The organism is Bacillus sp. S2(2024) (assembly GCF_050474045.1).
GTDB classification, from domain to species: Bacteria; Bacillota; Bacilli; order Bacillales; family Bacillaceae_G; genus Bacillus_A; species Bacillus_A yunxiaonensis.
In genome coordinates, this window is sequence record NZ_JBFLUS010000003.1 from 956,099 (window position 1) to 973,289 (window position 17,191).

A 17,191-nucleotide genomic window follows, 5' to 3' on the forward strand; every position below is an offset into this window, starting at 1 on the left:
TTGTCAACCCGTAAAAAGGTCTTCGTTTGGATATTTAATATTTGTACGCTTTCTATGGGCAAAGGAAAAGGTGAATGTAAGAGGACTCATTTTTCCAATTATGGTTAGTTTTGTTGTGAGTCCCATCGTAAGTCCGACAGTTCCGAAGGCAGAAAATACTTCAAGAACGCTCGTTATTAATGGTGCTTGTTCTATTATGCTTAAAATTAACACAGCAAAGAAAAGAAAAAAAGATTATATTGTTGTGAAGATTAGAAAAGAAAAGAGGCAGAGAATATCTGCCTCAAATCCATTATTTATTTAATTATCCACGTAATTGTTGTTGTGCAAGTGAAACGAGACGTTTTGTTACTTCACCGCCAACAGATCCGTTAGAGCGGGAAGCTGTGTTAGAGCCTAAATTCACGCCAAATTCTTGAGCTATTTCATACTTAAATTGCTCTAGTGCTTGTTCAGCGCCAGGGACAAGTAGTTTATTTGTTTTTGCCATATGAGTTATACCCCTTTTCTTATTTTCAGCTTATGGTAGCTGATAATCTTATTGTTTGTGTTCTGTTTTCACTCATACGCGGAAGTAATCGGTCATACTAACAGTTCTTGGATGAAATGAAAAAGAGTAGCAGCGCTACTCTTTTTTCATGACAGTTGCTGTACCTTCAACAACAACTTTATCGTATTGATTATATACATTTGTTTGTAACGTGATGATTCTTTTGTCATCGCGTTTTTCAATTACTTCAGCGACAACACGTAATGTATCTCCAATTTTTACTGGAGCCCGAAATGCCATATTTTGAGATAAATAAATGGTATTTTTTCCTGGAAGCTTTGTTCCAAGTATTGTTGAAATAAAGCTAGATACGAGCATACCATGAGCGATGCGTTCTTTAAACATCGTTGTTTTTGCAAAAGAATCAAGTATATGAATTGGATTTACATCGCCCGTAAGTTTTGCGAAAGCAAGAATATCTTCGTCTAAAATCGTTTTTGTTAAAGAAGCTTGATCACCAATGTGAATCTCATCATAATACAGCTCAGGGACAGATTCCGCTTCTTGAAAAAGATTCATTTCTTCCTCCTTCTTTTCCATGTTGAAAAATGGGAGTGCTCCTGATGTAATGGGAGAAAGAAAGAGACGAGTATTTTTTGCAGTGAGTTTCCACATTTTTCTTATTTCATGGAAGTAAATAGATTGTTTGAGTTTTCCTCGAACTTTTTTACGAGGTCTAGTTGCATGGATTTGAATTCTTCTAAAAAACTTTCTAATTGTTTTTGAACCTCTTGACGTTGTTGTTGTTGCTGGCTAATTAATTGTTTGACTGCTTCTTCGAATTGCTCGCTTGTTTGTGAAAGTAAAGATAAAGATGCTTTTGTTGGAGACACAGTAAGTTGGTGCATATGGTTAGAAAGTTCATTCCATTTTTCTTGCCAGTCATCAATTTGTTCATTAAAGGAATGCCCAGCAAATTGTTTTACATATTCACTATATTGCGCGCTTGCTTGTGATGAAAATTGTTGAAGTTCTTTTTCGATTTCTTGTGTACTTTCTGTTAATTTATGCAAAGCTTCCTGCTGATGTTTCAACGTTTCTAATGTAAGTTGTTCCATTTGTTTTCCCGCTGAAGAAAAAAGGGAAAGAGAGTGTGACCAATTTTTCCAGAATGCATCAACAAGTTCGTGTGGTTTCGTTTCCATGACTTGACCCCCAAATAAATTTTTTACATATTGTGAACGCAGATTAATCTGCTGTGTCACCAAAAGAGGATGAAGATTTCTCATCCTTTGTTGGAACAGTTGAAAATGGGAAGAATGCATTTGTGTACAGGTTAAAAAACGTACGAAGCATTTTTTGGTATTGTTCAAATGAACTAGCGCAAGATGTTAAATATTCCTCTCCATATTCCGTTAAAGAATAAATCCGTTTTGCTGGCCCCCCTTCACTTGTATCCCAAGTAGAAGATATGAGGTTTTCTTTTTCTAGTTTGCGTAAAGTCCTATATACATTGCCTTGATCAATAGAAGAAAAGCCAATATCCATTAGCATTTGAATGAGTTTGTAACCGTGAAGACTCCAGTCTTTAAGACAGAGAAGTAAGAATGGAACTAAGAAGTTTTTTGGCATGGAGTTTGGTTGTTTCGTTTGGGTTGTGTCCAAACTTTCTTTTTTTTCTGGTTCATTTTGTAGCATGATTGTGCATCACCTCATGAATCAGTTAGATGGAATTTTTTTCTTATATGTGCAATTTACACCTATCTGTATTTTTTGTCAATGTGTTTTTAGAAAATAAAAAATTAAATACACACTTGAACTTTTAGTCAGAATATTAGAAAATAGTGAATAGATTGAATTGTTTCAATAACTAAATGAAGGAGTGTAGGAGAAGTGATTGAACAAAAACTCGATCCATTACAAGCTTGGAAAGAAGTTTACGAACAGACAGAAAAGTTTTGGGGAAAGACGCTCAATGAAACAGTCAAGACAGAAGAATATTCTGCATGGATGGGAAGCGTTCTAGATTTGAATTTGTTTTATCAAAAGATGATGAATGATGCAACGAAGGGGTATTTAGAGAAAGTGAATATCCCAACGCAAGAAGATATCGCCAGAGTTGCTTCTCTTGTGATCAATTTAGAAAACAAAGTTGATAATATCGAAGAGTTTTTGGATGAAAAGATAGAGTCTCTTGGACAATCTCCTACAATAAAGCGTGATGTAACAAAAGTAAAACAAGATATTCATACACTAGAAAATAAATTAGATAAAATTTTGGAATTGTTAGAAAAACAAAATAAAGTATTAGAAAAATTACAAGTACCAGCAGTACAAGCAGTACAAGCGAAAAATGATAATAAAAAATAATTTCGTTAAATATATACTCGTTCAGAAAGAGGAAGGGAGAACCTCTTTCTAGCGCGGTATATCATTTATAAATGTGTCTATTCATTGCGGTGGACGTCTAGGAAAAGTTCATCCATCATGTGGCCGCGAATTATAACAAAGGGGGAGCAAAAATGGCTCAATTACATGGAAAAGTAGCAATCGTAACAGGTGGAGCAAAGGGAATTGGAAAAGCAATTACAGTAGCACTAGCACAAGAAGGTGCAAAAGTAGTGATTAACTACAATAGCAGTAAAGACGCTGCTGAGAACCTTGTGAATGAGCTAGCAAAAGATGGCCATGATGTATATGCTTGTCAAGCGGATGTTTCTAAATTAGAAGATGCGAAGCGTCTTGTAGAAGAAACAGTACAACATTTTGGTAAAGTGGACATTTTAGTTAACAATGCTGGTATTACGAGAGATCGTACATTTAAAAAGTTAAACCGTGAAGATTGGGATCGCGTTATCGATGTAAATTTAAGCAGCGTATTTAATACAACAAGTGCTGTACTTCCATACATAACAGAAGCAGAAGAAGGACGAATTATTAGTATTTCTTCTATTATTGGGCAAGCTGGTGGCTTTGGGCAGACGAACTATTCAGCTGCAAAAGCTGGTATGATTGGGTTCACAAAATCTTTAGCATTAGAACTTGCAAGAACAAATGTAACAGTAAATGCGATTTGTCCAGGCTTTATTGATACGGAGATGGTAGCAGAAGTTCCGGAAAATGTTCGTGAGCAAATCGTAGCGAAAATTCCGAAGAAACGTTTCGGTCAAGCAGATGAAATTGCAAAAGGTGTTGTATATTTATGCCGCGATGGTGCATACATTACAGGACAGCAATTAAATATTAACGGCGGTTTATATATGTAATCTAACAACAAAGAAGTGCATGTCTATGATAGGTATGCACTTCTTTCTTTCTAAAAGAAATGAAAATAAAGGAGTTGTAAAAATGACAACATTAAGAGCGGAATGGGAAAAACAATTAGAGTTATATCCAGAGGAATATCGAAAAGCATATCGACGCTTTAAACGAGCAAGTGAAGTGTTACTTCGTGAACCGGAGCCGCAAGTGGGCTTAACACCGAAAGAGGTTATTTGGACGAAAAACAAGACGAAGTTATATCGTTACATTCCAAAACAAGAAAAAACACATTCTGTTCCTATTTTGTTAATTTATGCTCTTATTAATAAACCGTATATTATGGATTTAACACCAGGGAATAGTTTAGTGGAATATTTAGTAGACCGTGGCTTTGATGTGTATATGCTAGATTGGGGAACATTTGGTTTAGAAGATAGTCATTTGAAATTTGATGATTTTGTTCTTGATTACATTGCAAAAGCTGTAAAAAAAGTATTGCGCACAGCAAATGCGGAAGAGATTTCTCTTCTTGGTTATTGCATGGGCGGAACTTTAACTTCTATTTATGCTGCCCTTCATCCGCATATGCCAATTCGTAATTTAATTTTCATGACGAGCCCGTTTGACTTCTCGGATACAGGTTTATATGGACCATTATTAGATGAAAAATATTTTAATTTAGATAAAGCAGTTGATACATTTGGGAATATTCCTCCAGAAATGATTGATTTCGGAAATAAAATGTTAAAACCAATTTCCAATTTTGTAGGCCCATATGTAGCGCTTCTTGATCGCTCAGAAAATGAACAGTTTGTAGAAAGTTGGAGATTAGTTCAAAAATGGGTTGCGGATGGAATTCCGTTTCCAGGAGAAGCATATCGCCAATGGATTCGTGAGTTCTACCAAAAAAATAAGTTAGTAAAAGGGGAACTTGTCATTCGCGGCCAACAAGTGAAATTAGAAAATATTAAGGCAAATGTATTGAACATTTCTGCTAAACGCGATCATATTGCACTCCCATGTCAAGTGGAAGCATTGTTAGATCATATTTCTAGTGTGGATAAGCAATATGTGTGTATTCCGACAGGGCATATGTCAATTGTATACGGAGGAACAGCAGTGAAACAAACGTATCCGACAATTGGTAACTGGCTTGAGGAACGTTCAAAGTAAAGCGAAACTGCTATTAGTGGATGATTTTTCCCACTAATAGTTAGTTGAGTACGGGTGATTTTGCATTGAGAGAAGTGGAAAATCCCACTGCTAAAGCATGATAGTATAATCCGGCTAGTGAAAACTAGCTGGATTTTTTTATGGAAAATAACGAAAAATAATGGGATAAAGAAAGATAAACTTATTTTAGGAGAGATTTGATGGAACTGCTACTTGGAAAATTGTTTTGGGATGAAGGGATTTCTATACCTTGTTATGAAAATTTGGAAAATGATATGATATGTGATGTGCTTATTATTGGAAGTGGTCAAGGGGGTGCTCAACTTGCATATATGTTATCGGCAATTGGACTACATGTGACAGTTGTAGATAAAGGGAAAGTTGCAAGCGGAAGTACGCTTGCGAATACAGGGTTGTTACAATACACTCAAGATAAATCATTAACTTCGTTTGTGCGTAGATTTGGTGAAGAAAAAGGAGTTCGAGCATATCGTTTATGTTATGATGCGCTGGATACTTTGGAGCAAGTAGTAACAAAACTCGATATAGATCCTGAATTTATTCGTAGAGGAAGCTTATATTATGCAAGTGATAAAGATGATGTTTCATTTCTAAGAAAAGAGTATGAAACCTTAAGATATTATGATTTTCCTGTTGAGTTTTTTACAGAAGAAGATATAACGAAACGTTATTCATTTACAAAACCAGCTGCTTTATACACAAGAGGAGATGCGGAAGTGAATCCGTATGTGTTAACACATGCTCTTATTCATAAAGCGCAAAAGAATGGAGCGGCTATTTTTGAAGATACAGAGATTATTCATATTAAATCTGTTCATAAAGATACAATCTGTTATACTAAAAATGGAAAGAAAATTATATGTAAAGCGGTTATTATAGCTACAGGATACGAAACGCAACAAATAAAAAAAGAAGCAAATGCAACTTTGGCAACTTCTTATGCAATTGTCACAAATGAACAACCAAATTTTGATGGATGGTACGAGCAGTCGTTAATTTGGGAAACTGCGCGTCCGTATTTATATTGCCGCACGTATAAGAATCGAATTATAATCGGTGGCTTAGATGAACCGATGATGTTACAAAAATATGGTGACACACACCTACTACATAAAAGAAATCTTCTTGTTCAAATAACATCAAAATTATTTCCACAGTTGAAACATGTACAAGCAGAATATTATTGGGCAGCAATATTTGGCGGAACTCATGACGGAATGCCCATTTTGAAAGAGGATGAATCAATTGCAAATCTCTATTATGCATTAACTTATGGCGGGAATGGTACCGTCTATGGTATGGTATTTGCAAAAATATTTCAAGAATTATTTGCACATGGCAGTAGTTCGGATTTCGAAATATTTCGTCGTAAAAAAAGTTAAAGAAGTGATGGAATGAAAGCTATTAGGAAATTGCTACAACATTTAAGGCCGGTACAGCTCATCGTTTTATTTTATGGTATTGCTGTTATTGTGTCTGTTATATTATTAAGCATGCCATTTGTTATAAAGCCAGGAGTTAAGTGGACATTTATTGATGCTTTATTTACATCTGTTAGTGCAGTAAGTGTAACAGGTTTATCCGTTGTGTCGATTCCAGATACATTTACTACAGCAGGTATTGTTATATTGGCGCTTATTTTACAATTAGGTGGCCTTGGTATTATGGCGCTTGGTACGTTTGTTTGGATGATCACAGGAAAGAAAATAGGCCTGCAGCAGCGGCGCCTAATTATGGCAGATCAAAATCAATGGAGTTTAGCTGGACTTGTTCATTTAATGCGCTCTATTTTAATATTAATTGTTTCAATTGAAGTAATTGGTGCACTGTTATTAGGAACAAGATTTTTAAACTACTTCCCTACTTGGAAGGAAGCTTATTTTCATGGTTTTTTTGCAGCTGTTAGTGCTACAACGAATGGCGGATTTGATTTGACGGGACAATCGCTTGTACCGTATCAAGAAGATTATATCGTACAAATTATTCATATGCTTCTTATTATTTTAGGGGCAATTGGTTTTCCGGTATTGATTGAAGTCAAGCAATATATAGGTAAAAAGAAACATGAATTATTTCGGTTTTCATTATTTACAAAACTCACAACGACAACGTTCTTTACTTTAGTGGTTGTTGGAACAATCGTTATTTTTCTGTTAGAGTGGAATCATTTTTTACACGGGAAATCATGGGATGAAATGTTGTTTTATACATTGTTTCAATCAGTTACAACAAGAAGTGGCGGCTTAGCAACGATGGATATTCAAGAATTTTCGCCTCCGACACTTTTCTTTATGAGTATATTAATGTTTATTGGAGCTTCCCCAAGCTCTGTTGGCGGTGGCATTCGTACTACGACATTTGCTGTTAGTATCCTCGTATTGTATTCCTTTGCAAAAGGCGGTAAAAGTGTGCGAGTATTTGGAAGGCAATTACACGAAGAAGATATTGTAAAAGCATTTGCTGTTACATTGATGGGTGCTTTGCTATGTGCCGTAGCACTATTTGTTTTATGTATAACGGAACCATTTCCATTAATGAACCTTGTTGTAGAAGTATGTTCAGCATTTGGCACAGTTGGTTTATCGACTGGAATAACACCAGAACTTACAACAACTGGGAAAATTGTATTGATGGCACTCATGTTTATCGGGCGGATTGGTATTTTAACGTTCATATTTGTAATTGGCGGAAAAGAGAGACCACCCCGATATAGGTATCCGAAAGAACGGATTATTATTGGATAAGAAGAAGCTGTTCCAAAAGTATCATTTTTGGACAGTTTTATTATTTTTACACAAATATTTTTTTCTCAGAAAAGAATACTTGTGTAAATGTTTTTATCTCACTATTCGCGGGAAGTAAGATCTACACCGATGGAAGTTTCACTTTATGCCCAAGTACAAAAATCAATTTAATTTATATAAAAAGAAGGGGCTGTTTCCAAAAAGATTGGTATTTACTAATCTTTTGGAAACAGCCATTTTTGTATTAATCGTTAATACCAAACTGCGGATGCATAAAAGTTTCTTCTGAATCATTATTGTTCTTTTGCAGTAATTCTTGATTTTCTTCAGAAATCCAGCCGATATCATTTGTTGGATGTACCCATTGGTCTCCAGCCATAATAGCAGGATCAATATCATCACTCCACTGATTCAGGGGGCTATTTTCTGAATTATATTGGCTATCGCCAATAATCACGCCATACTCATTGGTGAATGGCGGTTGCATCGTGATACCAGTTCCTTTAAAGGAAGGAAAATTCATTTGATGCGGAATTGTTTCATCAAGAATCGGAGAGTCGATTGGTTGGTTTCTCTTCACATTTACCGCTCCTTGTTTATGAAAGTGAAAGGCATATATACCTTCCTAATTTATAGCATTTCCTCACATTGCATATTCGCAACTTGTTAACAGTTACCATCTATAGAGTGGAGTTTCAATGTCCATATTAGTACTGTAAGCGTTGGTTTTATATAAAGGATTAAGGAGTGTTTCGTATGGTAAAACGAAAGGTAAGTCGTAACGCAGCTGCAAGAAACAATCAAACTCCAAAAGAAAGCTTGCCGGATGCGGAATTTGCAGTCGAGTACGAGAATGAAGATGTTGCAAAATATGCAAATCGCAATTCGAAAAAAGGCAAGAAAAACTGAGGCGTTTTTTATAAACGTCTCTTTTTTTGTGGGATTTTTTATAGATTTTTTAATTAATTGTAAATTTATTATTATATCGTAGGCGAAAAAGAGGGAGAAAACATAGAAGTACCAATGTATTACACAAAAATCCACATTAAACAAAAGATTAATCTTTGTTTAATATGGGTTTTACACTTTACGTTTATATTGAGGTTGTACATAAGAAAACAATAGAAGAGAAATATGAATTTGTATAACTGGAGGTGAAGTCATGTCTGTTGTCGGAGAAGACCGTAAGCGGAGCATTATTGAACAAGTAGAGTTAAGAGGAAAAGTAAAGGTGTCAGAACTTGCAAAAGAATTTTCAGTATCTACAGAGACAATTCGTAGATATTTAGAAGACTTAGATCGTGAGAAGAAATTAAAGAAAGTATACGGGGGAGCAGTTGTTCTTCCTGTTACTGGAATAGAGCCTCCGATGCTAGAAAGAGAAATGTTGTGTATAGCAGAAAAAAAACGTATCGGTTATAAAGCAGCAACTTTTGTAGAAGATGGCGATGTGATTGTTATTGATGACGGCAGTACGCCACTACAAATGGTACCATATCTCATTCATCGGAAAAATTTAACTGTTATTACGAGCTCATTTCCTGTTGCAACGCAATTAATCTCTTCTATTAATAAAAAAATATTTGATGGTCAATTGTTGTTTATTGGTGGAAAAGTGACTCCCAAGCATTGCAGGGTATCAGGGTCTATTTCTCAACAAGCCATTCAGCAATTTCACTTTGATAAAGCATTCATTTCAATTGATGGACTTCTGCCTACTTTCGGAGTTTCAAGCTTTGAATTAGAGAAAGCGAAGTTATCAGAAGCTATGATTCGACAATCAGAAGAAACATTTATTTTATGCGATCATACAAAGCTGGGAATAAGAGGGAATTATCGTATTTCTGAATTTTTAGATATACATCATGTCATTTGTGATAAAAGCATGCCACATAGCTTTGAAGAAGAGGTAAAGAGAGCGGGTATTCGCTGGACTATTAGTTAGAAAAACAGGGGCTTTCGGTATGAATGAAAGCCCCTGTTTTTCTTGTGAAATTATGTAAGTTCTGTTAATCAGCTCACATTTGTTGCATATAATTCACATTGTGTCGTTTTTGGATTGTAGTAGGCAACAAGGATGGAAGGTTTTGAAATCATTTCACTATGCTTCATGTAATGATGATAGTCAAATGGTATATACTCTACAATTGTGCGTTTATACAAGTCTTTTTCTGTCAATTGAAGGGCGGCAAATTCGTCCCCTAGTATGTTCGGACGTTCCATAATTATTTTGTAGTAGGAATTTATTTCCTCTTTTTTTCTTTGTTCCGTTATCCATGATTTACGAGGACGATATTTATGATTTTGTAAATAATCAACTGTCAATAACGCTTTAATCGTATGAAGTTGTGTCGTTTTTCTTGATTTTAAAAATTGATACAGACGTTGGAATAAATCTTCTAGTTGGTGTCCAATTCTGCTCCATCCTTGTGTATCCCAATAAGTTCCAAATTCTTGGAAGAAATCAAAAGGTGTATCAAATGTATGAGATATGACATATGACACAGCGTTATCCATACGATGGGCATTCCAATATTTTTCTAATACATCTTCAACTTGTTTGATTTGAATAATTTCATCAAATGATAGGACATTATTTGCAAGCATTTCGTATGGTGCCTGATTCATGTATACATATTGATAATCATTTGCTTGAATTCGAAGGCCTGTACCACGCAGCAGTTTTAAAAAGCCAAGTTGTAATTCTTCTGGTCTTAAAGCAAAGACATCATTAAATGTTTTTCTAAATGATTGATAGTCTTCTTCGGGCAGTCCGGCAATTAAGTCTAAATGTTGTGCGATTTTTTGTCCATCACGAACCATTGTAACTGTTCTCGTCAGTTTTTCGAAGTTTTGACGTCGTTTTACAAGGTCGTTTGTTTGATCGTTTGTAGATTGTACACCAATTTCAAATCGGAACAAACCAGCAGGGGCATGTGTATTTAAAAATTCAATAACCTCAGGCCTCATAATATCGGCTGTAATTTCAAATTGAAATACGGTTCCAGGTACATGTTCATCAATTAAAAATTGAAACATCTCCATGGCATAGCTACGGCTAATGTTAAAAGTACGATCGACGAATTTTATAATACGTGCACCATTCTTCATTAAGTAGCGAATATCCTCTTTAATACGTTCGCGATCAAAATAACGAACGCCAACCTCAATAGAAGACAAACAAAATTGACAGCTAAACGGACAACCACGACTTGTCTCAATATAGGTAATGCGTTTACTTAAATGTGGAATATCTTCCGGAAAACGATATGGTGATGGTAATTCTTTTAAGTTTAGCTTCTCACGTTGCGGTTTTATTACATGGGTACCATCAGCTTTTATAAATCCGATACCGTCAAGCTTTTCAAATTGCTGTGCACCTTGTATTTCAAATAGAAGATTTTTTACAGCAATTTCTCCTTCACCAATAATAATAAAATCGATTTCTGGAACACGTTTTAGCCAATCTGTCACATCATATGTAACTTCTGGACCACCGACAAAAATGATAAGATTTGGATTAATCTTCTTGAGCATTTGAATGACTTCAATTGTTTCTTCGATGTTCCAAATATAACAGCTAAATCCTATTACATCAGGTTTACGCTTATGCAAATCAGTAACAATATTCATGGCAGGATCGTTAATCGTATATTCAGCCATTTCTAAATCAAATTCAGGCTGGGCATATGCTTTGATATAACGAATTGCTAGATTTGTATGAATGTACTTTGCGTTTAACGTACTAATAACAACGTTCATATTTTTTCCCTCAACTTTAATTTAGAATTACATTGTTTAGTATAGGCATATATATGGAAAAAAACAACATTCGCAAAATGTTGGCTATGTGCAAAAAAAAAGGACACATTTTTTCTTGATCGTCATATAATTTACCAACAGAAAAAAAGTTGGTTATGGGAAAGAAGGGAGAAGAGGTGAGTAACAGAATGCGTGAGAAGATAATAATATATGCACATATACTACAAAAACTACGCATTATTAATGAACAAGAGAAGAATGCCATGCTGCAAATTATGATGAACAAAAGAGCCTTATAACAGGGCTCTCTTTATTTGGATAAAGTTTATGGAACATGGCAAAAGCGTATTGACAAAAAAGGTTTCTCATGTGATAATTCAATTAAATTTTGCGAATTATCAAAAAAATATCGCCTTTTACATAGAAACAGAAGATAACAATACGGGGGTGACAATGTGTTATTATTTTTAAAGAAATGGAAAGAATTACGGGATATTAAGATGGAATTGGCTCTTCGTGATTGGTTTTATGGGACAAAAATTAGCTTATCAATGCGTACGTCTAAAGATCCGCTTACATTTTTAGTTAATATAGAAGGGAAAGATAAAGGATTATTTGCGGAAGATGATTTTATTGTAGTCAATAGTACATGTGAACCAGTATTTGCTATTGATGAGAAACCAGCTTCAGAGTCATTTATGCATGCAGATATTTATAAGAAAAGTCAGGCAGAATGCATTTTACAAGTACAAACAGTTGATAGTCATTTAATGTCTGAGTTATATGGAAAAGAAGGAGAAGTAACGTTTGAACAAAGAAATGTAGAACGTGTTTTTGGTAAGGAGGGCATTACAGGTATTACAATTCCAATTGTAGAAAATGAAAGTAAATTTGCGAATTTGCTAGAAGAGAGTGTGCCTTGCTTTACCGAGGGCGGAGGAGCTGTGCTTGTTCATAATTACGGATTAATTGTATGGGGAACAACGCCAGAAGAAACAAAAAAATGGTTAGAAGGATTAGAGTACTTAATGAATTATCATGTGAAACTGTTAATGATTAAAGGAACGAAAAGCTCAGTTATTTAATTGAAAGTCTTCTTTAGGTAGAAATACCTAAAGAGAGATGGGATAAGGTACAAAGAAACTTTGAAAATGAAAGCGTTTTTATAAATGAATTTTTACTCATAAAATATGGCTCTCCTTATTATATATAGATTACATGTCGTCATGTGGGGAGGAACGTATTTTGCGAGTTAAATATCATTTTCTTCCAAAGCAACAGGTTGTGACTTGCTCAGAGAATGAAGATGTAGAACGGGCGTTAGAGATAATGGATCATTGTGGATATAGAGCGATTCCTGTCTTAACAGAGGATAGTAAGACTTTCAAGGGTATTATTTATAAAGCGGATATGTTAGAGAATAAATGTAGGGAGAAAGAAGGAAGCAAAGAAAAAGTTTCGGAGCTAATGGAAAATGAGCAAGCATTTATTTTTGAGCGTGATTCTTTCTTCCGAGCTTTTTATACAATTCGTCGACTGCCATTTCTAGCTGTACTAAATGATTACCATGAGTTTGTGGGCATTTTAACACATTCAAATATTTTTGATGTAATTGAAGACTCATTTGGAATGAATACAGGTGGGTATATATTAACGTTAGCGACGCATGAATCTAAAGGAATTATTAAAGAGCTTGGCACATTATTAAAGTCTTATAATATCGGTGGTTTATTTACGTTAGATAATGGTGATCAATATATAAGGCGTGTTATTGTTAATCTTACAGAGGATTTAAACCAAAAAGAGCTAGAAGCATTAGTGGCAAGATTAGAAAAAAAAGGTTTTCGAGTCAGTCATGTAGACCGTATTTAGAAATAGAGAGAGGCAGAAGCCTCTCTCTATTTTTGTGAAGAAACAGGTGGCGCTGGTGATACAAGATCAGATAAGAAGATGAAATCAGCCTTTTCTTGAATTTTCGGAATATAAGACCGAATGACGGAAGAGGTAATTTCACCTGGTGGCCCAACATGACCAATAGCTACCATAACAGGTTCTTTTTCTATTTTCTTCAAAAGAGAATTTGCTTGTTTTGTTACGTGAGAAGAAGTATATACATCATCAAAAAATAGCTTGTTTTCTACAGTAGGTACACCAATTTCTTCAGCAATTTTTTTTACAACGCTGTTTGGGCTTGTTTTACTATCTAAATAAAAGAGACCATGTTCTTTACAAACGGATAGTATAATACGCATCACTCTTTCATCAGCAGTTGCTTTTGAACCCATATGATTATTCATTCCAATTGCAAATGGAACTTCTTTAATTGCTTGTTTGACGCGACTTCTAATTTCATCATCACTTAAGTCTGTTGTAATAGCTTTTGGACCAAGCCATTCTTTTTTTCCTTTTACAGGCTCCATCGGCATATGTATAATAACTTCGTGTCCTTTTTGATGAGCTGATGTTGCATCTTGTTTTGTGGATGGAAGAAATGGCATAACTGCAACGGTTAACGGAATAGGAAGAGATAACATTTTTTCCGTTCCCTTCATATTGTTTCCAAAGTCATCAATGACAATTGCTACTTTATTTGTATGAGCGTAGGTCGGTACAGAAAAAGTTATGACTGGCAGTAGCGCCGTAAGTAAAAAGATAGCAATATATTTTCGCATGTAAGATTCTCCCTTCTTAATAATACAAAACACCCATCAATAGACGAGAGATTGTTCATTTTCGGTTTAAATGAGGAAACCATCAGTAGATAGGAGATCTCATCTGCTGATGGTTTCCTCATTTATATTCTTTAATTTCTCATAGTCTTGGGATGGGAGTCTTCCTGCCCGCGAATAGCCGGATAAATGATAGTCTACTGTTATCGTTTACGTTTTGAAGTAATTTAACCGCATAAAATGTCGAAAATGTAATTGTAAAAAAGAGGAAAAATTATAATTAAGAGGGGTTTCAACTAAAATAAAACAAAAAAAATGTCTATTATTGCGAATGTATTTACAAAGATAGAATAATTTGTAATAATTCTCAAGGTGAGGATAAAGATTTGTAAATTACAGGGAGAAAATGTTTAATTTTCTGAACGTTCACACTTAACGGATTAAAAACAGAAAATTCCATTTTTAATAAGAAAGGAATACAGATTACCGAAGAATATCGAGGGGGATATGTATGTTTGTAGCAAAAAGGAAATCTACATTGGACAAGCTTTTACGCGATATTAATGTGAAGCGCGAAGAAATGATTCATTTAGGGCTTATAAATGGACTTAATAGTCTAGAGACAATTCAAGTAAGTCAAGAATTGGACATGCTTATTATGAAATATCAACGTTACAAAGAGAATAAAGTATCGAAATGGTTTTTAATGATAAAAACGCCAGTTTTTAAAACGTCAAACAATGTGAGATCGAATGTGTTTTGGAGAATGTTTATTACAGCATTTATGAAATAATCATCCCTGTATGGAAAAAGGGATGATTATTGTGAATGGAGCGGGAGTGTAATGCATACAGTTGTTCCTACATATTCTTTGCTTTTAATCGTAATTTGACCATTGTACATTTCAATGATTCTTTTGCATACGACAAGGCCTAGTCCTGTTCCTGTATCTTTGTTTGTAAAAAATGGATGGAAAATATGTTTTTGGATGTGTTCTGGAATTCCTTTCCCTGTGTCTATAATACGTAATTGAGCTGTATTTCCGCTTGCTTCGGCTATAATTGTCAATGTATCACCTAATGACATTGCATCAAAAGCATTTTTTGTAATATTTAAAATAACTTGTTTGATATGATCATTTGAGCAACGAATAAGAATTGGATTTTCTGGCATATGTATGGAAATTTGAACGTTATGTAAATTTGCCTCAGATTGAATAATTAACGAAACTTCTTTTACAATGTTTCTTAAATCGTATGTTTTTTCAATAATAGCAGTTGGTTTTCCAAGGATAAGGAATTCACTGGCAATTTCATTAATCCTCTCAATTTCTTGTTCAATAATTGAGAAATAAAATTGGTCTTGTTCATTTGTATGTTTTTCTTTTAAAAGAGCGACGAGTCCTTTAATGCCTGTAAGAGGATTACGAATTTCGTGAGCTGTACTTGCAGCAAGAGAGCCAACTAATTCCATTTTTTGTACTTCATTTTGTTTTCTTTCCAATTTTGTTTGCCTTTTCAGAAGCATATACTTTCCAACTAAAAATAAAATACTCATAAGAAAGAATGTTATTAAACATTCTGTAAAGACGTTCTGGTATAGAATATTTTGTTGAATAGGTAACGGATAAATAGAAACGCTCCACGGTAATCTTGTTAATGGAACAGTAATTGTTTGTATTTTTTCTTGAGCAAATTTGTGATTATCATCTTGTAAAAATGTAATTCCCTGCTTATCAAGCACTTCAAAATGGTATTTTGGTTTGATTTCATTTAAAGATGCTGCAATATAGTCAAATCGTAAACTTGCTATGAGTAGTCCGGAAACCTCTTTATTCTTTTTGAGAACAGGAGTAGCAATCGCAATGACTCGATGTCCAGAAATACGATCAGTAATTGCAGATGAAACCGTGGTCCGTTTATTTTTCAAAGCCTCTTGTGCATAAGAACGATCGGCGATATCAAAGCTTTTTTTTAAACTGGATGATGCTACTGTAATTTTATAATCTGTATTCGCATAATACAGACCAGAATAGCGAGGGTCTCTTTCATCTGTACTTTGTAGGACTTGTTGGATTTGATTACTATCCTTCGTTTTTGTGCTAATAACCATAGCAAGCATTTCTAATGCAGATGTTGCTTCCCCTAAATAACGATCTAAATAGTCTCTATATAAAAATCCGACTGTATGAGCTGCCTGTTTATTTTCGCGCTGCATTGTATATTTGTGGTATGAAAAAAAGAGAGCGCTAATACAAAGAGTTGGCAATATAACAAGCAAAATATATAAAAGCGTGTTGCGTAGTTTTACGTTCAAAATTGCTAACTCCTTCTGTTTTTATTTTCATTATATATAAACATTCTTAAATATGCAGTGCTTTTATATTTTTTTATTATTTTTTATTGTAATACGTTGAAACAAGACGGTGTTTTTGAAATTTGATATAATATTGCTATTTGAAAAGAAATTTAGTAAAGGATTGAAGAGTTATGACATCTCAGTATGAGAGAGAGAATGTTTCCAAATCGTTAAAAGTATTTATCGCTTTATCGCGCGTACACCGTTCGGTTATGGATACTACCAATAAATCTATTCAAAGTAACGGGTTAAATCCAACAGAGTTTGCAGTGCTAGAACTGTTATATCATAAGGGAGATCAACCATTGCAACAAATTGGTGAAAGAATTTTAATTGCAAGCGGCAGTATTACGTATGTTGTTGATAAATTAGAAAAAAAAGGACTTGTAGAGCGAAAGCCTTGTCCAAATGATCGGCGTGTCATTTATGCTCATTTAACTGAATCAGGGCTGCAATTGATTTCCAATATTTTTCCGAATCATGAAAAAGTCATACATGAATCATTCCATATGTTAAACAAGGATGAGAAAGATCAACTATTAACGTTGTTAAAGAAGATAGGGAAATATGAGAAATAGTAAAAAGTCTTCTAAGCTTTGAATGCATAGTTCAAAGTTTTTTTATTTATCCCGCTATTTGCGGGCAGTAAGACCCCACCTCAAGATGCAGAGAAGATCGAAGAAGATAGGTGAGGGATAACTGCCCGTAAAAGC

19 protein-coding genes and 1 pseudogene are annotated in these 17,191 nt (G+C 34.5%); 11 read left to right on the plus strand and 9 right to left on the minus strand.

The window, feature by feature from the left end; translation table 11 throughout:
• Positions 1–3 precede the first annotated feature (3 nt).
• The 5 genes and pseudogenes from AB1284_RS04825 to phaQ all read right to left on the minus strand — a co-directional run.
• Positions 4–228 (minus strand): annotated as a pseudogene (locus AB1284_RS04825) (TrkH family potassium uptake protein); the annotation flags it as partial.
• Positions 229–304: 76 nt separating this feature from the next.
• Positions 305–490: an alpha/beta-type small acid-soluble spore protein gene (locus tag AB1284_RS04830; RefSeq protein WP_020061915.1), complete on the minus strand. Its 186-nt coding sequence runs from the start codon at positions 488–490 to the stop codon at positions 305–307.
• A gap of 135 nt (positions 491–625) precedes the next feature.
• Positions 626–1,069: a MaoC family dehydratase gene (locus AB1284_RS04835; RefSeq protein ID WP_429751216.1), complete on the minus strand. Its 444-nt coding sequence runs from the start codon at positions 1,067–1,069 to the stop codon at positions 626–628.
• A 101-nt stretch (positions 1,070–1,170) separates the two neighbouring features.
• Positions 1,171–1,695, minus strand: a complete 525-nt coding sequence (phaP, locus tag AB1284_RS04840) for a polyhydroxyalkanoic acid inclusion protein PhaP (RefSeq protein ID WP_429751215.1) — start codon at positions 1,693–1,695, stop codon at positions 1,171–1,173.
• 43 nt (positions 1,696–1,738) lie between these two features.
• A complete protein-coding gene (gene phaQ / locus AB1284_RS04845) occupies positions 1,739–2,188 on the minus strand; it encodes a poly-beta-hydroxybutyrate-responsive repressor (RefSeq protein ID WP_429751214.1) in 450 nt (149 codons plus the stop codon).
• Between the two features lie 195 nt (positions 2,189–2,383).
• Between phaQ and phaR the strand changes: the two genes are divergently transcribed.
• The 5 genes from phaR to AB1284_RS04870 all read left to right on the plus strand — a co-directional run bounded on the left by phaR (position 2,384) and on the right by AB1284_RS04870 (position 7,689).
• Positions 2,384–2,860 (plus strand): polyhydroxyalkanoic acid synthase subunit PhaR, encoded by a 477-nt coding sequence (phaR, locus tag AB1284_RS04850; RefSeq protein ID WP_429751213.1) that lies wholly within the window; start codon positions 2,384–2,386, stop codon positions 2,858–2,860.
• 152 nt (positions 2,861–3,012) lie between these two features.
• Positions 3,013–3,756, plus strand: a complete 744-nt coding sequence (locus AB1284_RS04855) for an acetoacetyl-CoA reductase (protein WP_429751211.1) — start codon at positions 3,013–3,015, stop codon at positions 3,754–3,756.
• An 82-nt stretch (positions 3,757–3,838) separates the two neighbouring features.
• Positions 3,839–4,924 carry a class III poly(R)-hydroxyalkanoic acid synthase subunit PhaC gene (gene phaC, locus AB1284_RS04860; protein WP_429751210.1) on the plus strand — a complete coding sequence of 362 codons (1,086 nt, stop codon included), beginning with the start codon at positions 3,839–3,841 and terminating at the stop codon, positions 4,922–4,924.
• A gap of 200 nt (positions 4,925–5,124) precedes the next feature.
• Positions 5,125–6,327 carry an NAD(P)/FAD-dependent oxidoreductase gene (locus tag AB1284_RS04865; protein ID WP_429751209.1) on the plus strand — a complete coding sequence of 401 codons (1,203 nt, stop codon included), beginning with the start codon at positions 5,125–5,127 and terminating at the stop codon, positions 6,325–6,327.
• Positions 6,328–6,339: 12 nt separating this feature from the next.
• Positions 6,340–7,689 (plus strand): TrkH family potassium uptake protein, encoded by a 1,350-nt coding sequence (locus AB1284_RS04870; RefSeq protein WP_429751208.1) that lies wholly within the window; start codon positions 6,340–6,342, stop codon positions 7,687–7,689.
• A 244-nt stretch (positions 7,690–7,933) separates the two neighbouring features.
• On the opposite strand, the gene AB1284_RS04875 is transcribed toward AB1284_RS04870, so the two are convergent.
• A complete protein-coding gene (locus AB1284_RS04875; RefSeq protein ID WP_429751207.1) occupies positions 7,934–8,269 on the minus strand; it encodes a DUF3905 domain-containing protein in 336 nt (111 codons plus the stop codon).
• 176 nt (positions 8,270–8,445) lie between these two features.
• Here AB1284_RS04875 and AB1284_RS04880 point away from each other — a divergent pair, with 176 nt between their 5' ends.
• Together AB1284_RS04880 and AB1284_RS04885 are read left to right on the plus strand one after the other, a co-directional pair.
• Positions 8,446–8,598 carry a hypothetical protein gene (locus tag AB1284_RS04880; protein ID WP_429751206.1) on the plus strand — a complete coding sequence of 51 codons (153 nt, stop codon included), beginning with the start codon at positions 8,446–8,448 and terminating at the stop codon, positions 8,596–8,598.
• A gap of 253 nt (positions 8,599–8,851) precedes the next feature.
• Entirely contained in the window at positions 8,852–9,634 is a 783-nt protein-coding gene (locus AB1284_RS04885; protein ID WP_429751205.1) for a DeoR/GlpR family DNA-binding transcription regulator, read from the plus strand.
• A 68-nt stretch (positions 9,635–9,702) separates the two neighbouring features.
• Here AB1284_RS04885 and AB1284_RS04890 read toward each other — a convergent pair whose 3' ends face one another.
• The gene (locus AB1284_RS04890) at positions 9,703–11,451 is read right to left on the minus strand and encodes a B12-binding domain-containing radical SAM protein (protein WP_429751204.1); all 1,749 of its coding nucleotides are present in this window, start codon (positions 11,449–11,451) and stop codon (positions 9,703–9,705) included.
• A gap of 455 nt (positions 11,452–11,906) precedes the next feature.
• Here AB1284_RS04890 and AB1284_RS04895 point away from each other — a divergent pair, with 455 nt between their 5' ends.
• Positions 11,907–12,536 (plus strand): class II aldolase/adducin family protein, encoded by a 630-nt coding sequence (locus AB1284_RS04895; protein ID WP_336482629.1) that lies wholly within the window; start codon positions 11,907–11,909, stop codon positions 12,534–12,536.
• Between the two features lie 160 nt (positions 12,537–12,696).
• The gene (cbpA, locus tag AB1284_RS04900) at positions 12,697–13,323 is read left to right on the plus strand and encodes a cyclic di-AMP binding protein CbpA (protein ID WP_429751202.1); all 627 of its coding nucleotides are present in this window, start codon (positions 12,697–12,699) and stop codon (positions 13,321–13,323) included.
• Between the two features lie 26 nt (positions 13,324–13,349).
• Here cbpA and AB1284_RS04905 read toward each other — a convergent pair whose 3' ends face one another.
• Positions 13,350–14,123 (minus strand): divergent polysaccharide deacetylase family protein, encoded by a 774-nt coding sequence (locus tag AB1284_RS04905; RefSeq protein WP_429751201.1) that lies wholly within the window; start codon positions 14,121–14,123, stop codon positions 13,350–13,352.
• Positions 14,124–14,631: 508 nt separating this feature from the next.
• Between AB1284_RS04905 and AB1284_RS04910 the strand changes: the two genes are divergently transcribed.
• Positions 14,632–14,913 carry an aspartyl-phosphate phosphatase Spo0E family protein gene (locus tag AB1284_RS04910; protein WP_429751200.1) on the plus strand — a complete coding sequence of 94 codons (282 nt, stop codon included), beginning with the start codon at positions 14,632–14,634 and terminating at the stop codon, positions 14,911–14,913.
• A 26-nt stretch (positions 14,914–14,939) separates the two neighbouring features.
• Here AB1284_RS04910 and AB1284_RS04915 read toward each other — a convergent pair whose 3' ends face one another.
• A complete protein-coding gene (locus AB1284_RS04915) occupies positions 14,940–16,436 on the minus strand; it encodes an ATP-binding protein (RefSeq protein WP_429751199.1) in 1,497 nt (498 codons plus the stop codon).
• 173 nt (positions 16,437–16,609) lie between these two features.
• On the opposite strand from AB1284_RS04915, the gene AB1284_RS04920 reads away from it, so the two are divergent.
• Positions 16,610–17,056, plus strand: a complete 447-nt coding sequence (locus tag AB1284_RS04920; protein ID WP_336482634.1) for a MarR family winged helix-turn-helix transcriptional regulator — start codon at positions 16,610–16,612, stop codon at positions 17,054–17,056.
• The last annotated feature ends 135 nt before the right edge of the window (positions 17,057–17,191 follow it).

Coding starts and splice junctions, on each gene's coding strand:
- AB1284_RS04830 (WP_020061915.1), bottom strand. CDS start 490: ATGGCAAAAACAAATAAACTACTTGTCCCTGGCGCTGAACAAGCACTA.
- AB1284_RS04835 (WP_429751216.1), bottom strand. CDS start 1,069: ATGAATCTTTTTCAAGAAGCGGAATCTGTCCCTGAGCTGTATTATGAT.
- phaP (WP_429751215.1), bottom strand. CDS start 1,695: ATGGAAACGAAACCACACGAACTTGTTGATGCATTCTGGAAAAATTGG.
- phaQ (WP_429751214.1), bottom strand. CDS start 2,188: ATGCTACAAAATGAACCAGAAAAAAAAGAAAGTTTGGACACAACCCAA.
- AB1284_RS04855 (WP_429751211.1), top strand. CDS start 3,013: ATGGCTCAATTACATGGAAAAGTAGCAATCGTAACAGGTGGAGCAAAG.
- phaC (WP_429751210.1), top strand. CDS start 3,839: ATGACAACATTAAGAGCGGAATGGGAAAAACAATTAGAGTTATATCCA.
- AB1284_RS04865 (WP_429751209.1), top strand. CDS start 5,125: ATGGAACTGCTACTTGGAAAATTGTTTTGGGATGAAGGGATTTCTATA.
- AB1284_RS04870 (WP_429751208.1), top strand. CDS start 6,340: ATGAAAGCTATTAGGAAATTGCTACAACATTTAAGGCCGGTACAGCTC.
- AB1284_RS04880 (WP_429751206.1), top strand. CDS start 8,446: ATGGTAAAACGAAAGGTAAGTCGTAACGCAGCTGCAAGAAACAATCAA.
- AB1284_RS04885 (WP_429751205.1), top strand. CDS start 8,852: ATGTCTGTTGTCGGAGAAGACCGTAAGCGGAGCATTATTGAACAAGTA.
- AB1284_RS04890 (WP_429751204.1), bottom strand. CDS start 11,451: ATGAACGTTGTTATTAGTACGTTAAACGCAAAGTACATTCATACAAAT.
- AB1284_RS04905 (WP_429751201.1), bottom strand. CDS start 14,123: ATGCGAAAATATATTGCTATCTTTTTACTTACGGCGCTACTGCCAGTC.
- AB1284_RS04910 (WP_429751200.1), top strand. CDS start 14,632: ATGTTTGTAGCAAAAAGGAAATCTACATTGGACAAGCTTTTACGCGAT.
- AB1284_RS04920 (WP_336482634.1), top strand. CDS start 16,610: ATGACATCTCAGTATGAGAGAGAGAATGTTTCCAAATCGTTAAAAGTA.